Origin of the sequence: Pseudoalteromonas sp. SR41-8 (assembly GCF_014163915.1) — a bacterium.
Classification (GTDB): Bacteria; Pseudomonadota; Gammaproteobacteria; order Enterobacterales; family Alteromonadaceae; genus Pseudoalteromonas; species Pseudoalteromonas rhizosphaerae.
Window position 1 is genome coordinate 143,362 of the sequence record NZ_JACJEE010000005.1, and the last position, 18,914, is coordinate 162,275.

The 18,914-nt window shown below is 38.6% G+C and carries 16 protein-coding genes; 10 read left to right on the top strand and 6 right to left on the bottom strand.

Annotation, left to right across the window (positions count from 1 at the left end; genetic code table 11):
- Positions 1-49 precede the first annotated feature (49 nt).
- The 5 genes from H5162_RS05540 to H5162_RS05560 all read left to right on the top strand — a co-directional run bounded on the left by H5162_RS05540 (position 50) and on the right by H5162_RS05560 (position 5,012).
- Positions 50-523 carry a YqhA family protein gene (locus H5162_RS05540; RefSeq protein WP_145241820.1) on the top strand — a complete coding sequence of 158 codons (474 nt, stop codon included), beginning with the start codon at positions 50-52 and terminating at the stop codon, positions 521-523.
- Positions 524-1,073: 550 nt separating this feature from the next.
- The gene (locus H5162_RS05545; RefSeq protein ID WP_145241822.1) at positions 1,074-1,436 is read left to right on the top strand and encodes a hypothetical protein; all 363 of its coding nucleotides are present in this window, start codon (positions 1,074-1,076) and stop codon (positions 1,434-1,436) included.
- Positions 1,437-1,893: 457 nt separating this feature from the next.
- Positions 1,894-2,184, top strand: a complete 291-nt coding sequence (locus H5162_RS05550; protein WP_145241823.1) for a hypothetical protein — start codon at positions 1,894-1,896, stop codon at positions 2,182-2,184.
- A gap of 85 nt (positions 2,185-2,269) precedes the next feature.
- Positions 2,270-4,390 carry a TonB-dependent receptor gene (locus H5162_RS05555; protein ID WP_182777917.1) on the top strand — a complete coding sequence of 707 codons (2,121 nt, stop codon included), beginning with the start codon at positions 2,270-2,272 and terminating at the stop codon, positions 4,388-4,390.
- A 313-nt stretch (positions 4,391-4,703) separates the two neighbouring features.
- Complete coding sequence (locus tag H5162_RS05560; RefSeq protein ID WP_145241827.1) at positions 4,704-5,012, top strand: hypothetical protein; 309 nt, start codon at positions 4,704-4,706, stop codon at positions 5,010-5,012.
- A 94-nt stretch (positions 5,013-5,106) separates the two neighbouring features.
- Here H5162_RS05560 and H5162_RS05565 read toward each other — a convergent pair whose 3' ends face one another.
- Complete coding sequence (locus H5162_RS05565) at positions 5,107-5,745, bottom strand: ACP phosphodiesterase (protein WP_182735726.1); 639 nt, start codon at positions 5,743-5,745, stop codon at positions 5,107-5,109.
- Between the two features lie 116 nt (positions 5,746-5,861).
- A complete protein-coding gene (locus H5162_RS05570; protein WP_259398178.1) occupies positions 5,862-6,992 on the bottom strand; it encodes an AraC family transcriptional regulator in 1,131 nt (376 codons plus the stop codon).
- Positions 6,993-7,218: 226 nt separating this feature from the next.
- Between H5162_RS05570 and H5162_RS05575 the strand changes: the two genes are divergently transcribed.
- Positions 7,219-8,028, top strand: a complete 810-nt coding sequence (locus tag H5162_RS05575; RefSeq protein WP_182777919.1) for a DUF2306 domain-containing protein — start codon at positions 7,219-7,221, stop codon at positions 8,026-8,028.
- A 249-nt stretch (positions 8,029-8,277) separates the two neighbouring features.
- On the opposite strand, the gene H5162_RS05580 is transcribed toward H5162_RS05575, so the two are convergent.
- Entirely contained in the window at positions 8,278-9,294 is a 1,017-nt protein-coding gene (locus tag H5162_RS05580; RefSeq protein WP_182731118.1) for a metal-dependent hydrolase, read from the bottom strand.
- Between the two features lie 293 nt (positions 9,295-9,587).
- On the opposite strand from H5162_RS05580, the gene H5162_RS05585 reads away from it, so the two are divergent.
- On the top strand, positions 9,588-9,968 hold the full coding sequence (locus H5162_RS05585; protein ID WP_182731117.1) for a hypothetical protein: 381 nt from the start codon (positions 9,588-9,590) through the stop codon (positions 9,966-9,968).
- Positions 9,969-10,185: 217 nt separating this feature from the next.
- Here the strand turns inward: H5162_RS05585 and H5162_RS05590 are convergent, their stop codons facing one another.
- On the bottom strand, positions 10,186-12,012 hold the full coding sequence (locus H5162_RS05590; protein ID WP_182731116.1) for a GGDEF domain-containing protein: 1,827 nt from the start codon (positions 12,010-12,012) through the stop codon (positions 10,186-10,188).
- Between the two features lie 681 nt (positions 12,013-12,693).
- On the opposite strand from H5162_RS05590, the gene H5162_RS05595 reads away from it, so the two are divergent.
- A complete protein-coding gene (locus H5162_RS05595) occupies positions 12,694-13,542 on the top strand; it encodes a chitodextrinase (protein WP_182735730.1) in 849 nt (282 codons plus the stop codon).
- Positions 13,543-13,811: 269 nt separating this feature from the next.
- Here the strand turns inward: H5162_RS05595 and H5162_RS05600 are convergent, their stop codons facing one another.
- Positions 13,812-15,350, bottom strand: coding sequence for an Ig-like domain-containing protein (locus H5162_RS05600; RefSeq protein ID WP_182777921.1), 1,539 nt, complete (start codon positions 15,348-15,350; stop codon positions 13,812-13,814).
- A 460-nt stretch (positions 15,351-15,810) separates the two neighbouring features.
- Between H5162_RS05600 and H5162_RS05605 the strand changes: the two genes are divergently transcribed.
- Positions 15,811-16,311 carry a hypothetical protein gene (locus H5162_RS05605; protein WP_182735732.1) on the top strand — a complete coding sequence of 167 codons (501 nt, stop codon included), beginning with the start codon at positions 15,811-15,813 and terminating at the stop codon, positions 16,309-16,311.
- A 648-nt stretch (positions 16,312-16,959) separates the two neighbouring features.
- Here H5162_RS05605 and H5162_RS05610 read toward each other — a convergent pair.
- Complete coding sequence (locus H5162_RS05610) at positions 16,960-17,445, bottom strand: hypothetical protein (RefSeq protein ID WP_182759541.1); 486 nt, start codon at positions 17,443-17,445, stop codon at positions 16,960-16,962.
- 242 nt (positions 17,446-17,687) lie between these two features.
- Here H5162_RS05610 and H5162_RS05615 point away from each other — a divergent pair, with 242 nt between their 5' ends.
- The gene (locus tag H5162_RS05615; RefSeq protein WP_182777923.1) at positions 17,688-18,434 is read left to right on the top strand and encodes an IS4 family transposase; all 747 of its coding nucleotides are present in this window, start codon (positions 17,688-17,690) and stop codon (positions 18,432-18,434) included.
- The last annotated feature ends 480 nt before the right edge of the window (positions 18,435-18,914 follow it).

Sequence of the window (18,914 nt, forward strand, 5' to 3'; positions counted from 1 at the left end):
TTTAAACTATCCTTCGTATAGATAATACAATCATCAAAAGTTGAGTAGCATGGAACGTATTTTTCAAAACAGTCGGTTTTTAGTTATAATCGCCGTCATCACCGCAGCAATATCATCATTACTTGTTTACGTTTCATGTATCAACATCGTTATTCATATAGTAAAAAGCACTATTATGAGCCTCCCTGATTCAGCAAAGGATGGCAAAGAATTAATAGTGGAACTTTTAAAAATTCTTGACTTACTGCTAATTGGCATCACGCTACAAGTAATTGCTATTAGTTTATATCGTCTATTTATCTCGACCACAAAACCTAATGAGAGCCAGTTCTTAGCTGCATTTAACATAGAAGATTTTCATGATTTAAAAATAACTTTAGTACAAGTTACCTCAGTTGTATTAGTGATTTTATTTTTAGAACATGCTGTGGAATTTGGCGGAACTATAGAAACGCTTTACTTAGGTATTGCAATTGCTATCGTCATTGCAGCATCAACATTTGCTTGGCGATCGATGAAGTGACGATGCTAAATAAATATGTTTATTGCACCTAATTAACCTGTTCTTCGGGAATAAATCTATCTCCAGCGGGTATTTTCAACGCTAACCATGTTAAATTTACTGACAATAAACTCGATATTAACACCTCAACTCGCCTTGTGATCCCTGTAAACATCTTAACCAAAGCTCAAACTGATAAAAGTAAGTGTAATGGGCTGTTAGAGTAAATAATTTTCTAAATAGTATAAACACGTCCTAGCGAGTAACCAGCTAAGCCTTGCCTTTATAGTTTGTTATTTAGTTATTCTACTGTGTATATTACCGGCTAGCACTTATCAAAAAGCAAAGTAATTTTCCGTAAACATATCGCTTGGGATTAGCTAATTTCAATCTTGATAAACCTATTATTGGCAAAAATGAAGAACCTTATCAAAACGCGAATTTAATAACCATGGCTGCAATACTTGATTGAATTATTATTAATGAACAAAAATGTTAATGAGGTGTTTATTTTGTGTATTAATTGATATATTGTTGTATCTGAAAAACAAACAAACATAAGGACGAAAAAATGAAAAAGGTATTAACAATAGCAACTTTACTAGCCGCTAGCGTATTTTCTGTTCAAGCAAGTGCAAGTTCAATGGAATGCTATGTAGACACTCAAGCATATGATCAATACACACCAAATAGATGTATGGCACTCATCTATGGTCAAAATAAGGCAACAGCAGTATTTCGTGTTATCGGCAATGGGTCTGCTATCGATAGTGTAATTTGGTCCAATGCAGCCCAATCTTGTGGCACCTCAGGTACTTCTTGCTCATTTGAAATAAGGTCTTTTAAACCTTATAAAGCGGAAGCAACAATCCTTTATACAAATGGCAGCTGGAGCAAAGTTTCTGCAATTGCATCATTTGAAGATGGTCGCTAAAAGTTGATAAGTAATTATTAATCATGTGAATTTAGGGCTTTTTAACACCATTTAATAAAGCCCTATAAGATGCAAAAAAACTCATATTTAACCCTTTCACACTATCAAACCTCGCGCTTTACAATTACCTAAAAATCAAGCTTACTTTAACAAGCAATCAAATCATCAAACATAGCAGCTCAGTCTATGTCACTGTTGACGTTGTCACTCATAACGACAGCCTATAAATTATCGTTTTTGGGTAAAAAGCGTTGAACTGATAAAAAAATGGCAAACTAACTAAGCAAAGCCTATTCCCTGATTGATGTCTGATCTAGAGGTTTTATTTATCAAAATAAAACATAAACCACTGATTATAAATAACAAAGTAAAAACTTATAATTAAACAGATTATTTTACTTATTCAGCTCTCGACATTGCAAAAAAAACAACGTTATACTATCACCTAATGAAACACATGAATTTACACTCATTCAGACACAATAAAACACTATTAAAATATTTAATGGTGCTTTTACTGCTGATCAGTGTTTTTTCACAGTGGCACTCAACTGTTCACGCAGTACAAAGCAGCACAGAGTGCCAACTCTGCATAAGTTCGTTTGATTTTGACGATTTAATATCCCCTACCACCAGCATATTTGAACCTGAAAGTAACCGCTACGGCGCTGTTTTAGCTTTACACTCCCCGCAATTTAGCGCAACCGTTGCGTTTTCAGGTAACCGTGATCCACCGAATACTCTTTAAAGTTCACTGCTAAAAAACCGTTTTATAAAGACTGTTTACCATTGGGTAAGCAGCCAGTTTTAGTGCAAATTTTAGAGATTAAACAATGAAAATTAAGTATTCACCATTAGTTTTGGCGGTATTAACTGCTATCAGTACACACGCAATGGCAGCAGAGAAACAAATACAAAAAGATGAAAGCGATTTAGAAAAAATTGTTATTACAGCTTCACCACTTAAACGTACCGTACTTGAATCAAGTACACCTGTATCTATTTTGAGTGGCGAAGAGCTTGATCAGCACCAAGCAGCAACCCTTGGCGAAACCTTAAAAAATGTGCCGGGTGTACACAGCTCTTATTTTGGACCCGTTGCCAGTAGTCCAATTATCCGAGGATTAGATGGACCTCGAATCAAAGTTGTACAAAACGGATTAGGCGCATCTGATGCATCACGCGTTGGCCCCGATCACCAAGTATCAACCGAAACCTCTACGGCCACACAAATTGAAGTATTACGCGGCCCTGCTACTTTGCTTTATGGTAGTGGTGCAATTGGCGGCGTTGTTAATGTGGTTGATAACCGCCTTCCCATTGAAAGACAACAAGGTATTACTGGAGAAGTATTTGCTCAGTACGATAACGTAGCAGATTCAAAAACAACATCTACTGATTTAAATGCCGGAACGGGCGACTTTGCTGTTCATATTGATGCTTACAACCGTAATACCGGTGACTATAAAATACCTGTTCCCGCTGATATTAATGAACATGGTGGCAGTACTAAACTCTCAAACTCAGCAATCGATGCACACGGTTATAACTTAGGAGCTGGCTGGATCACTGACGATACTCGGGTTGCTTTTGCCTATGGCTCAATGGACTCAGAATATGGTTTACCGGGTGAAGATGGTGTATTTATTAAGTTAAAACAAGACCGCTATCAAGGTGTTGTTGATTGGAATAATCTTGACGGTTTTATAAAATCGGTGCATTGGCAAAATGCATATACTGATTACCTACACTCAGAAATTGAAGGGACTGAAATAGGCACTACTTTTAAAAATGAAAGTATCGAGTCTAGACTATGGGCAGAGCACAGCGCGGTTTATGGTTGGCACGGCATAATGGGCTTACATTATAACAAAAGTGATTTTGAAGCGATTGGCGAAGAAGCATTCACACCACCAACAAAAACCGATAGTTTAGCCGCATTTTTAATGGAAGAAAAACAAACAGGTGCTTTATTGTGGCAGCTTGGTACACGCGTGGAGCAACTAACCCATAAAGTGAATAACCAATTTTTTGATGAGCTATCAACCGATAATAGTATCTCATTTGCAGATGAAGATTACACGGCGGTTTCAGGCTCTGCAGGAGTAGTTTGGAGCATTAACGACAAGCACTCATTAGCATTTAATTATGCATATTCAGAACGCGCCCCCTCTTCATCTGAAATTTTTGCATACGGCCCACACATTGGCTCTGGCACTTACGAAGTAGGTGGTGGTTTTAATCTTACTAACGATAACGGTAATTATTCGGTGGTGCAAAACGGCCAAAGCATGAATAAAGAAGTGTCTAATAATATAGATGCAACCTATCGTTATAATACTGACAACTGGAATGCAAGCTTAAGCCTGTTCCAAAACCAAGTGAATGATTACATATACGAAGACGTTAGTAACCTTGTTCTCAGTGATGGTGAGTTTATTACGGCGCAAGATTACCAACAACTACAAAGTAGCGGCGCAGGATCAGAGGAAGAAACCGATGGTTTACCTGTTGTACTCTTTGCCCAGCAAGATGCACAGCTGTATGGTTTTGAAGCACAAGTTGACTGGCACTTAAACGAACAATGGCGTCTGGATGTGTTTTCGGATTATACCCGCGCTAAACTAGATAAAGGCGGTAACGTTCCAAGGATCCCACCATTACGTGTTGGTTCTTCAATACATTATGAATACGGTAATTGGCACACTGAAGTAGAAGTCACTCGCAACAGTAAGCAAGATAAAATTGCTGCAAACGAAACCACCACCGACGGCTATACCATGCTATCAGCCGCTGCTAACTACTACCTTGATTTAGGTAACGTTGACATGACATTGTATTTAAAAGCCGACAATCTAACCGATCAAGAAGCGCGCGTGCACTCATCTTACTTAAAAGACGAAGCACCACTTCCTGGCCGCTCAGTTAGCCTTGGCGTAAGAGCGCGTTTTTAAAAAAGACGCCTAGCCACAAATTAAATTAACAACACAAAATCCCCCAGCATGTAAATGTATGCGGGGGGTTTTTTAATAAGTAATGTGATTGTTTAGTAGAACAACTCAAGTATGAAAGCAGGATGCTGCTTCATACGATCTGGTCTCTCAATTTCATCCCACCAGCAGAGTAAGTAAAGTGACCAAGAAACATTTAAAATGCAATTTAATCTGATATTTAATTTAAGTCACTGCCAAAGTTGTTACCCATCTACAAGCTCGGTTATAATCGGTTTTTATGGCTACATTTTTAGCCTCTAATTGGATTAAAACGATGAAAAAACTCTCTGCGGTGCAAATAAAACAACAAGCACTGGTACTTAAAGTTGCTGATGCAATTGAAGAGCAAGGCCGTAATGAACTCTCTGGCATGCTGCAATGCTGGTTTGACGTGGAATATCACTTATTTCCGGGCTCTTTACTAATGTGTTTTCAGTTTGAGAATCAGCAGGCGTTAACAGCAGCAGAGCCTGATTTATTGAAGTGGCAGAAACGTTTAAGTGGTGCAATGCTTAAAAAAGGCGTTATTTTAAAAGATATGCGCAAGCATTTAGTTTTCACCCTGAAAGGGCCTGATGATTAAGTCAGATATTAGCCATCAATCAAGCCGTTTTTATTATGATGCGGCCTTTTTGGGTCAGAATTTATTCCATCAAAAGCTAATTATCAATATCGCATCATTTTAAGCTAAAGCCTGACCTACATTTAAAAGTTTCCACACTAGCATCGTGAGCTCCTTCAATATCTCGTTGATTTACATACTTAATCAATTCCGGGAAAAACGCTAAGAATATGGCATCTAATTCAGTGTAATGAAGGGCTATATCCGCAGCAGCGTCAGAAAAAGAATTAGTAAAGCGAATGCGCTTGGCAATATTATCAAGTGCAACCCCGACCCCTTCGACGGTTTCGTATTCTTTAAACCAATCATTCTGCGTCATATGTTTTACAACACTTTGCATTCTTGGCGGCATAACTGCAATACGGTTATTCAAAAGCTGATAGCTGGCTTGCTTAAAGTCACTTAGAGGTTGGTCGTTAAATCGTTGCCAATGCTGAATTAAAAAATGATCGAACACTACATCAATAGCTACAGCCGCAAAGCGCTTACGCTGAGACGAAAAATATTGTTTAGCTTCCTTTACTAGAGGGTGAGCATCTGTAAATTTGTCGACTAAATAGTGGTTCTCTAGTGCATTTTTTACCGTGATTGGCAATTGCTCTACATGCCTATTACCGCCAAAATCACCAAGCAAGTTGCCAAAGTGTGAATCTGCTGTAGGCTGCGCCAAATAAAGATGAGCTAAGTAGTTCACACTGTTCTCGGTTATTGTTAATACAATGCAGATAATACTCTAAGCTTGACTAAATTACTCATTCACTATAGCTATCTAATATTCTTGATTAACTATAAAAACAAACCTATAACTCGCTAATCAACAAGCTCCCGTATACCTTCATTATAGTAGTCACCGTTTTGTTTTCGATATTCATTAGGAATGTCACCCACAATACTTTTAAACACCCGGTTAAAAGTCGCAAGAGAAGAAAAGCCACTCTCAAGTGCTATGCTTAAAATACTCCACTCTTTGGCCTGATCGCATATCAATAACTTTTTTGCATACTTAACGCGGTATTGGTTAATAAATAAATTAAAGTTAGCTACTTTATAGTGATAGCGAATGGCTCGGCTAACTTTGTACTCAGGCACCATTAGCGCTTGTGCAAAATCTGAAATTTTGAGGCTGGCTTGTAAGTAAAGCTGCTGCTCATTGATAAGCTTTGTAATGCCAACTATCAATTCAGGCTCTACATCTTGATTGCCGCTTTCATTTAGATGACTCGTGTCATTGTTAATAGTGCCAATATCATCTTCTTGCTTTAGCGCTTGGTCATTTTTCACTCTTGCTTGAAGGACCATGACTGCTTGCATCGCTAATACAATTAAAAGCGCAGATGAAGTAATAATTATGGGATTGTAAAGCTCAATTTCAGCCGCACTAAATATGAACTTTGGCAGAATGCTGGCATTAAACACAGCTAAAAAGAATGCACTAGCAAAGAGTATTGATTGCAGTTGTTGTGATTGTGTTTTACCTCTGTAGCCCCTTATCGCTTCCCAAAAAGACAGCGCAAGGATACTTGATGAAAGCAATATGGTGACCTCATTCACCCCTTGCTTTAAGCGCCACATTATATCGCTAGTAGGTAAAGGCTGAGGATCAAGGCTCACTAAGTAATGCCATGTTTGATTAAACATGATCAAGCCAGCAATGGTTACTGCAAAAGCCACATGCCTGCGGGAAATTGGCGAGTGCTCACGAAATAACGTTCTTGCAATCAGCCATGAAACATTACATGTTGCGCAAGTAAACAACCCAATTAGATATTGATACGCGCCAACACTTTGCGCACTGAGCTTTTGTGCTGCCACCATACAAAGCGAGCCACAAAATATCACAAATAAATAATGAACCAGCTGCTTATCTTTTTTCAACGCATTTAAAAACATTAACCCCAAACAAACAAAAAGAAGAAGATAATAAGGGGAATAATTTTGCATAATAGCGTGCTCTTAAAGTGACGTTTAAACCAACAACGTTGTCTAAATCACATAGTACAAAGTAACGCTCATATTAGCAAAAAGACTTTGTTAGAGAATGTGTCTATAACTAATTAGCTAAAGCGCAAAAATTATCAATATATCGTTGCTCAAGTTTCGAATTTGATAAGCATTTGCCATGTAAGTCTTTATATTTGGGTTATTGAAAGGTTTGATGGAAAAATATATGTTGATGCAAAAAATGAAAATAACCCCCAAAAAGCTCCTCGATAACAGTAAAAAATTGTGGTTTATTTGCTTGCTCATGGCACAAGGCTGCTTTGTAACTTACCTTATATTGGGATATGGCCTGACCAGTGTCACCACAGGTTTGTCAGGGTGGAGTCGTCTTAACAATACAGCATATGCTGCGAGTGACCCCACCGGTAATGTGCTGTATGCGACGCATGTGTTACTGGCCATAGTGATGATAATTGGCGGTAGTTTACAGCTAATACCCGCATTAAGAACGAAGTATAACAAATTCCACCGCTACAACGGACACGTATTCGTTTTGTTAGCATGTACTATCTCAATGGCTGGCATGTATCTCATTATTGTTAGAGGAACAGTGGGTAACACATTAATGCATAGCCTTACTATATTTGCTGGTTGCGTGGTCATTTTATCGAGTATATTAGCAGTACAAGCCGCCAGAGGGCGTAATATCAATACTCATCAAATATGGGCGATCCGTTTATACCTTGCAGCAAATGGTGTGTTATTTTTTAGGCTGATGATTTTTGCTTGGTTTTTAACATTCGGCTCACTTGGAATTGATACCGCAACGTTCACAGGCCCAACGGTATTAACTATTAGCATATGTTCTTATGTGATGCCGCTGCTCATAGCTGAGCTAGTAAGGTACGCAGGTAGAACAACGAATAAAGTGATAACAACCGTCACAGCAGGCTTAATGGTGTTGATATCCTTTGTATTTTTAGTAGGCTTATTTGGTGTAGTGTTAGCAAATTGGTACCCGGCGATAGTTGGCTAATAGCCACATAATTAGTTAGCCGTAATACCTCCAGAGTGAAATATAACGCAGCTGGGTCGGTTAACAACCCAGCTTTATTTATATCAATGAAGTGAGCTTCGCCTTGGTAATTTTTATTGCTCAAATAGAACAGAGTGCTCTTACTTAGTTATCGTGTATTGCTGAATGGCGCATTGCTAAAACGGTTTTCCTCATCTTGCCTTTAAAAATTTAAGGCCTAAGCAACCGTCTATTTCAGGGAGATTTAGGCTATTTTTCGGTAGTTTCTAAATTAACATTTGGGTTAGTAATGCGGGCAAAAATGAGTCCAAGCTTCTCTAGTGGAAATCGATTGCTGAGTTGTTGATAAGGGCCAGGGATCAACTGCTGATCTTTTTGCTGTGCAACCACAAATGAAAATACATAATAACCTTCAAGACCCATTCTTAAATCACTCATAATTACTTGCTCATCTTGTTGATAAACACCATAAAGGCCTTTAGTAAATGCTTGCAGTAGCTTGATCTGTTTGGCATCTTTAAGCTGTGTTAGCAGCGCATTTTCGGTTGGGTAAAATTGCATATCAACGTTTTCAACATCATCAAACACCGACGTATAAACCTCATAATGGCCCTGCTCAGTAACGACTACCGCCCGCCACAGCAAAGTATTAAAAGGAGTTGGCGTACTTTCAAAGTCTGTAAATGTGATATTTTGCGTATTCAACGCCTTATAAACCTTATCATTAATGTGCCATTTAGCCGCTAAACCCCACGTTAAATATAGCGAACTGATAATTAATGCACTAGTAATAATACGCTGTGCATAAGGGCGCATGCTTACAAATAAAAGCACTATACAAGAGAGCAACAATGGCAAAGTATACGCAGGATCAATAATAAATATGCTCGATATACCAAAGGGGTAAGTCGTCAGTGGCCACAGCAACTGTGTACCATAGACGGTAAAACTATCGAGCAATGAATGGGTACTCAAAATTAAAAACATGGCAACCGACCAACGCCTCAGCGATACACCCTTAGCCCAATTCATTTTAAGTAAAAGCCATGCAAACAAAGGGCTCACTAGCAGCTGTATAAGCAAAGAATGACTAAAACTGCGGTGATAGACAAAGTTTTCGACATCGCCACCAAAATTAATTAGCACATCTAAATCAGGTAACGTGCCAAACCCCGCGCCGACCAATAGCGATTTTCGGCCAAGCTTATTGCCTAAGACTGAATAAGCAACTGCGCTACCAAGTACAACTTGTGTCAGTGAATCCAATGAAACCCCCTTTATAACTATGTAAGTACTGAGCATATGATACGGCCTTATCACGACAGTCGATCGCTATAAGTATTTAACTTAAAAAATTAGCAAAGCTAAACCAGCAACTTAACAACAAGCCAAGTTTACCTGTTCAATTACAATTGTATTTTGTTAATTCAGTAACCAGTCAGCCCTATTTTGTTATCACTATTAGCATGTTTTTTCGGTACTGCATGAACCATAAAACGTTTTGCTTAACCTATTGCTCAATTTAATTGTAACTAGCTTATAGAGGCCCCCATCACATTATGACCACGAATTTTCTAAGTAAACCACAACAAGTCGCACTGCAACAAGCGCTTATCAAGAGCAAGCTGCTAAATGGTTACACAATAAATAGTGATAACACGCCCTCTGCTGAGCAGCAAATATATAGCCATATCGCCGTCACACTTTACCGCTTTAATTTACAAAAAATAAAATGGTCATCTTTTTTCAAAACAGCAATCAGCATAGCAAGTAATGAATGCCAATGGTTATCGAGCGAACTTGCCAGATGCCAACAAGACTACAAAACCCAGCCTAATGACAGCGTAATACTAGAACAAAGTGCATTTTTTAGTGGTATTTTTAGCGAAGAACTCTCCTACATTGATGCTTTACTTGGGACAGCAGCGCAAGCTGAATAAAGGACCTAGGTTTTAGGTGCTGGAGTGATTTGCAGTATGGTAGTTGTGTCGTTTGTGAGTGTTTTAATTTGCACAGAAAGGGTAAGAGTCACTGCGCTACATCGAGGGGAAAAGCTCAATGACCATGCTGTTTTGAAATATGGGCGTCCTTAGGGTTTAGCTGATTGGATGTTGCCTAACGTTAAAAATTAATACGGTTATTGCCCTAAATAAAGCCTTAGGCAGTAATAGTATTTCTACCACTCCTTTTTGCTGCATATAAATTAATATCAGCACGTTTTGCAGCTTGTTCAGGCGTTTCATCTGGTGCAACTTCCACAACTCCCATACTCACCGTAGCCTTAATGTTTTTTGCTGTATGAGTTTGTTGCTCAATAGAGCTTCTAATTCTTTCTGCGACTTCTAAAGCATGTTGCAGTGATTGTTGCTCAAGTACAATTAAAAACTCTTCTCCGCCAACCCGACCAACGTTATCTGACGAGCGTACTCCTTGTGAAAGTGTATTAACCACTGACTTTATCAGTTCGTCACCAATATCGTGTCCGTACTGATCATTAACCGCTTTAAAGTGATCAATATCAATCGATATAAGTGAGTTAGCAGTGCCTGTACTTTTGCTCTTACTAATTGCCCTTTTCTTCATGTCTAAAATAGCCCGGCGATTGGCAACACCGGTTAACTCATCTTTTAATGCCAATACTTTATAATGTTGCTTATGTTGAACTTGCTTATAGGCATACACAGCCAACATTAAAAGCATCACACAAGCAAAGGCTAAAGTCAGTCGCTGCCAAAACGCCTTATCTACAGCTACAGCCAGTAACTTTTCTTTAATATCAGCAACTTCTTCTAGCCGAGCTATTTCTCGGTTTTGCTGATTTAAATTAAACATTAACCGTTCAGAAAGTAACGCCCTATCAGCCACATTATTCACTTGGGTATTTGCAATTGTTAGCAACTGCTTTTGTACAGCTGCTTGTGTTTGGTAATCACCTTGTCGCATAGCTAAAGCAGCATAAAACTGCAAATATCGCTCTGTAAAACTTGCAGGCCAATTTTGTTGGTCTAATTGAGCTAGCACATTATTTTCACGTACTGCATTGGATATCTGATCTGTTGCTAAAAACCACTGAGCAAGTGCCATTGTATGCAATTGCTTTATCCAATCACTCGTAATATCAAGCGTTTGTACTTGACTAAAATATTGCTGTGCTTTTTCAAACTCATTCAACTGAGTATAAAGCTGGGCAACTTTTATTACCAAGTACCCAAAACCATCATCATTTTCATATTGACGCACCGCAGCAAAGATCGATAAATATAGCTCAAGAGCTTTGCTAACTTCACCCTTTAGTTCATACACGTAAGCAATTTCGTCAGTCACTTTATAATGTTCTTGCACATTAAATGTTGCTAACTCAGACTTTGCACGAAGTAACTGTTCAATCGCTAAATCATAGTTAAAAAGAGCTAAATGTATAGCTGCTATTTCTCTAAGAGTTAAAGCTCGTTCGTAATAGTTTTCAGCCAGTTCGTAAGCTTGGTAAGATTTTTGTGCAGTATCGAAAGCCAACTTATATTGGCCTTTCGCTAAATAAACGCGGTTCAAGACAAAATTAGCAAAACCAATAGCAGAGGTTTGTGATTTATCATCAAGCTCGGGATTTAAAGCAACTTCAGCGATTGGCTGCAAAATCATTTTTGCGCGTTCATATAAACCTTGGCTATAAAGGTGGAAGGCCTCACAGACACTAAGATCTTGCGAAAGCACTGCATCCCCTGAAGAGCTTATAACCTGCTTAGCCTCAGCTAAAAACACTTTAAATGCTTGGCGCTTATCTAGCGTATCGGTATCAAGAAAAAGGCACTTAAACGCCATAACCCTAGCATCGTCTAAGTTATCACTGTATGGCATACCAGCTTCAAGGGAAGCTAATAAAGCCATAGATTCAGGCGTGGTGGTATACCCTTGATAAACGCGATCGATACTGTTTTTTACATCACTGGCAAAAAGACTGGTTGAAAAGAAAAAAAGTAACAACATCCTGTACATACTCTACAATCCCTTAGTCCACAGCGCGATATTTATTATTTTTGTTATCGCCATTAAAATCCAAACGATTATTGCACTAAATTGAATTTGATAACAGATTGAAATAACAAATTTAATCAACCAGTCCTTCGAATAACCATTTACCTCAACGGCACCTTTATTAATCATTACTTATATATGGTTATTTCAGCTAATTAGTTGGTCGCTGTTTACTGAATGATTAGTACATTATTACCCATTCACATGTAAAAATACGGAAGGTGTTGTGTTGTGCCATGACAAAACTACAGTCATACATTTAACACTATTATCCCGTTATCTCGTCCTGAAATAAGCAATAGATGAGTAATTCTTTTCAAGAAGGGTTTTGTTCGCGACAAACTCTAAATACCTAAACCCATGAAGGTAATGACTTTACCAGAAGTAAAAAGTACAGCTTTAAACGAGAGGCCATGGCGCGATGCACCTATGTGTTCTCCGTGGTGACATTCATTTTCTCGCTCTAAAGCTAGATCTATAAGTGAAATCAAAATCCACTGGGGTTCGTTAAACTATTCCCAACCTACAAATTCAGTAATTATTTTAAAATACTCAACCCTTTAGACTTGCATTTACCTAATAAGTAAACTTAATTTGAAGAAGTAATGGAACTCCAATTAAAAGGAATTTGCAATGGCTAAATTAATAATCATCGTTAGTTTACTTTTTTGTTTGCACGCTTACGCGACAAATATTTTTCAGCTTAACTCTGAAGCTAACAATATAAATTTAACCGATACTCAACCCAACCATCAACCATGGAATGCCGACTCTGTCTATGTAGTCGGTGATGTCGTCACTCATAACGATAGTTTATTTATCGCCGCTTTTTGGGTAAAGGGCGTCGAACCAATAGAAAATAAACCCCATTGGGATGGTTGGATTTGGCTGCAAAATACCGTGATAGAAAAGTGGCAAACAAACAAAGTGTATCAAGCCGGCAGCCTTGTAAAACACGGACCCGACTACTACCTTGCCCGCTACTGGAATGAGAATAACGAACCCGCCCCCCACAGTAGTTGGCAAAAAATTAAAGATTTATTTTATCTAACCCCAGATTTACCGCTTGAACACCCTGACGACTATAAAACGCTGGACGGTGTTGATCAAAATGACAACGGTATCCGCGACGATTATGAGCGCTATGTGTATGAAAAGTTTGATTCTCCACAGCTCATCACCTTTAGTTTAGGTGCAGCTTCAACATTACAACTGGTTATTGATATTGAGCAAGGGCGCATACCAAATTTAGATGCTGAGATTGGTAAGCAGATTATTTTGGATATGATCAACATAAGCTACTGTGTTCGATATTTACAAAATTCACACCCACACTTTAAAGAACCCGAAGTTTTATACTTTAATACGATAGATAGAGCTTACGCTAACCGGAAAAGCCAAAATAAAATTAGTGACTATATTGCTTGGGATGACGACTTTCATTACGGCGCTGATAGAGACTGCAAAATCCTTAAGTTGTAAGAAATACTTAGGCTCAGGTCCTGAGAGAGCCTCATGGTTTGCCGTCATTACTAGGTGCGTATGTAGTGGTCAATAAAATTGAGTTTAAAAAATAAGAATACTTGGTTTTTTGAATTAAAAGTTCAAGCACAGCTGCCTGCTTGACCGGAACTTTCTAATGGGTGACCACTTTGCTCTACATCGCTAGACGCTTAATTTTTAATTAATAAGGCAAATCAGCAATAAAAAAGGGCTCTGTGAGCCCTTTAAATCAGTTTTATGGATATAAATTATTGCGGGATATATTGATATATGGCTTTACCATAATAATTGGTATAAGCGCCACCAACCGACAGCAGAGTATTACCATAGGCAACCGTTTTAAAATCACGTAAATAATAGCTAGTCGTATCTTGCACCTCAACCGCAAACGGATTAGCGGTAAGCGTTTTCCATTGCATTAAATCAAAATCAAATTGCACAAAGTTTTTTGCACTTAACAGGTATAACGTATTACCTGTAAGTGTAGTGTCATAATAAACACCGGCTGCAAAATCAGGAATTAACTCTGAATTTAAAACACTTTGTGTTGCAACATCAAATTGACTTAACAGTAATTGCTCGTATTGACGTTGGATAACAAAAAGCGCATCACCTTTGCTAAAACAATGCTGTATTTCATTCAAACTCTCAGGTAATTCTGTTGCTTGCCAGCTGTTGTCCACTGTATTTAAACGATTAAGGCGTTGCTGTTGACCATTTTTAGAAAACGCAATGACCTCACCATTAAATGAACAACTCGCTTGTAGTGGATTAATAAACGGCGCAAAGATCGGTGCTGCAAACGCCTGCCAGGTTTTTTCTTGTGTATCATACACTTCCATATTAGCTTGTGCATTTGCCTCACTTGAACATGCCTCGGTGCCACCAAAGAGATAAAGCTTTTTATCAACAAGCTCTAATTGATAATAATAACGACTCGATTGCGGTGAGCTCAGTTTTTGCCAGCTATTTTGTGCAATATCCCAATGTGACAACCTCGGAGCGCTCGGTTCGGCACTTGCACATATAGAAGCAGCAGCAATCGCAAAGTTATGTGTCACTGCATACAGATCATCACTGGTTGACTGGACATTTAAATGCGCACCTTCAAAACCCGGTAAATCACCGAGTTTAACCCAAGATACTGCAATCACTTCAATATCAAATGCAGGTAAAGCAGCTTCAAATTCACCATCTGAGACACGAATAACAATACCACTGGTTGTACCTGCATGCTGATTTGAAGGCATACCACTTAATACTCCCGTTACGGTATCAAACGTCGCCCAATCAGGTTTATTGTCAATACTAAAACTCAATTGCTGCGAATCAATATCTGAAGCAGCGGCAGCAAAATGATACGTTTCATTCGCTTGCACAGCAGCAGCTGGAGTTCCTGTAATTACTGGCGCATCGTTAACAGCCGCAAGGGTAATATTAACTTTTACCGTACTACTTTCTTTAGTGCCTTTTTTTAGTTTAAAGCTAAAGGTATCGTCACCAAATTGGTCTGCCACCGGCACATAGCTTAAATTTGGGTATGTGCCCGCTATTTCACCAAGCGTAGGTTGATCTACTAATTCTAAAACTATGGCCTCAGCGCCATCAGGGACTTTATTGGCATTAATGACTATAGCTGATGGGCTATCTTCCTTGCCCGTAACCGTCATTAATGGCTGGATCTCAAACACACTTTGGACTTCGGTCGGTGTGCTTTTTTTATCAGAACCCCCACAGCCGGTTAACAATACAGCCGATATAGCTAAACTTAAAATTTTGATCTTCATAATATAAAACCACTTCCGATGTGAAAAGTAATCTAATGGGCCTTCCGTTCCTCATCTTTGCCATACCATTGACGAGCAATGAGCAACAAAAGGATAGAACTTCATTAAATACTAAAGTTTTTTTAGGTACAAGAATTCATGTCAATTCATTGTAAATAAATGTATAAAAAAACTGCAAAAATCACGAAAACCAAATGGGTGACTCCTTGGGTTTCTTGGTTTTTTGAATAAAAAGATCAAGAAAACACAGCTGCCTGCTTGACCGGAAATTTCTAGTGGGTGACCCTGACGAATCTTTGTACTTGTGTTTTTTAATCTACACACCCTAATTATAGCCAATTAAGTATTTGGTGTAATAATGTGTAATAGATATCCCAGATCAAACAACCTAACATTTTATAAACAACACATTTTATGTTGTTTAATCATGAAATAGTTATTAACAATGGAGAAATAAATTATGAGTACCGATACTAATTTTAATATTGATGTTAATCAGCTGATTTCTAGTGTTTTTGGTAGCAATAAAGATCGTAACGATTTGGCTGTGGGTGTAAGGAATGCAACAAAATCAACAATAAGTGTAGATTATTATATTGATCATGGTAGTTTACGAGATGTTGATGGTGGCAACAAAATTAGCCCGGGAGATCTTTGGGAAGCAGGAGTTCATGCTAAAGGTGCTGGTTCAAATATTACTATAAGCATTGAAATTTCTGATAATCAATCAGGTTGGGCAATTATGTCCGCAACACCAGCAAATAAAGAGAATTACTTTAAAGTACAGCATAGTAGAACTCCTTATAGTAGCTCTAAAGATGCATATAAAGCGGCTGATAAAACAAAAAAGCACTACTCTGATGATGGCATTTACGATGAGAGTCATAACGGTTATACGGCAGTGATAAGTATGACTGGTGAAAGTCCTGCAGCCTGTACTATTGTTATCGAAGATAGCTAATTTTAAATTTCCTTTTTGAAACCTATCGAGCGGTAGGTTTTTTATTTATATTAAAGATTTAGAATGAACGAAATGACGAAGAGTCAAATCTTAACTTCAGATATCAAACCATCTCGAAGTTTTTCGTATTGTAATTTAACCTTTTTATCTTCAACCATTAATGTATTCAACCTACCGACAGCTTTCGATATCGCCGAATAAACCCAAGGAAACCCAAAGGGGTCAAAATGCAGAGGGTCAGGTCTTGCTTCTTGCCAAGACCAAACACCAATCTCACGTTTAACACCCCTCCCCCGTCATCACGCCCTGAAAATAAGCAATTGATGAGTAATTTCATTTCATGGATGAAATGAAAGCCGTGACTTCGCCATGGATGGCGATTACACGGCGCTTACGTTCACATCAATTAATTATTTGAGGGAAATAGCGTGATGCTCGGGTGGAAAACATTCGCGGCTAAAGCCAGCTCCTACAGAGTGTCCAGAGAGGGGTCAGCGGCAGCCCCTCTTTGGCTGCCGTCGCCAGCGCGACAAAACCTTGAATAAGGTTTCTAATGTAGGTCGCGGATTTATCCCGACACATTCAAATAAAATACTTTAAGGCTAAAGCCTGACCTAAAAAAACATTATGCGAGAAAAAATTTTACGCTTAAATAGATTCCAGTACAGTTAACTTTTTCTCGAAAACTCTTTCATTCATTAGTTTTGGGTAGTTCTTTAACAAGAATTGAGTGATTTCTGCTTGGTTATCAATAACATTATTTTCAGCGCTGATACTCATAAACCCATAGTCTATGATAGTTTTTAAATCACCAATGTAAGTAACAGTATCTTCTTTGACTTCAAAGCCTTCATTTTTGTCTAATAGGAAGTAATGGTTACCAAATATAATTTTCCACCATTTATAGTGACCAACAGGAAGTTTGAATATATTATGATCGCCATTTTTATCAGGTGTAAACTCTACCTTTTTTGAAATACCTGCATCATTATTTTCTCCTTGGTAAACCGCTATATATTTTAAATGAGGAACAAATATATTACCAACTTCATCTGTATTTGAAATTAAATTTGTAACAATTATTCCTTCAGAATTACTTATGCTCTGTCCATCTACATGTTTTTCTTGAATCATAGAGCACGCCGATAAAAGAAGCATAGTAATAACAAATGTTGTACTTTTTAGAAATCCCATAATATTTTACATTTTTAATTATTTGTAAGTTAATTGTACCCAATACACAACATCAATAAAATATTTAAATTAAGAATTGCATAGCTACTTTCATAGGTTGGATCTTAAGAAAACTTGAATTTGAAATCTGTTAATGATCAAATAGTTATGCCAATAAAAACATGACCAAAAACAGAGTTCACATGCAGATTAACCAAGTTTCAAATCAATTAAAAGCCCTTATCTCAGAAAAACACCTCATTGAGCTTGCAAAAGCCTCTGGATTTCAAGTTCGACACCGTTGCCTGTCGATCGCTTCTCTACTCAAAGCTCTATTCAAAAGCCTATCCTGCCTGCAAGACGCTAACTTGTCAGATATCCATCAGAACCTGCGAACCGAGGCTAATTGCACAATCAGTTATAAACCTTTTCATAATCAAATCCGAAAACCAGCCTTGACTGAGCTCGTCCGCGAGCTCGTTATTCAAGCGATGTCTAAATTGACTGAAAACACGCTGGATAAAACCTTTTTTACCCAGCGAGGAATACAGCGAGTGTTATTGCAAGATGGCTCTTCATTTGCTCTACATGATGAATTAGCGCAGGTTTTTGCTGGTCGCTTTACTGCTATAAGTCCTGCCGCAATTGAGTTGCATGTTACCTATGACCTATTTAATGAGCAGCCCTGCGAAATAGATATTCGTCCTGACGTTGAAACTGAGCGAGCCTTTTTACCAGGTAGTCACACACTTGAAGATACGTTATTACTCGCTGATGCTGGGTATTTTGATTTAGATTACTTTGAGCAAGTGCCTGAAGATGGCGGCTATTTTTTGGTCAGAGCAAATAAAGAAATGCTGAGGGTCAGGTCTTGCTTCTTGCCAAGACCAAACACCAATCTCACGGTTAACACCCTCCCCCGTCATCACGCCCTGAAAATAAGCAATTGATGAGTAATATCGCGCATGGATGCGCGGTAAGGCGAAACTCGGTCATGGACGACCTATCTTCGCCGTTTACGTTCACATCAATTAATTATTTGAAGGATTAAGCGTGATGCTCGGGGCGCCGTGGGGTTCCAAGGGGCGGTCGGCGGCAGCCGCCCCTTGGTTGCCGCCAGCAATCTGGCAAAAAACCTTGAACAAGGTTTTTAATGTAGGTCGCGGATTTATCCCGACAAAAGTTAGCAGTAAGAACCATCAGCCAAGGTGATACCACTTTTTGGGCTAACGCCCAACCTACAAACCACACGTGTCAGCAAGCTCAACGCCTACGGTGATTAACTCTGTCACTAGTGTTAAATCATTCGTGGCTAAAGCCATCTCCTACAACAATATTTACCCTCGGTGCAGCGCGAAGCGCCACTTTGACCTCTGTGGTGAAATTCACTTATCGCCCTAAGAACGCCCCCACACCAGTAGGGTTTCGTT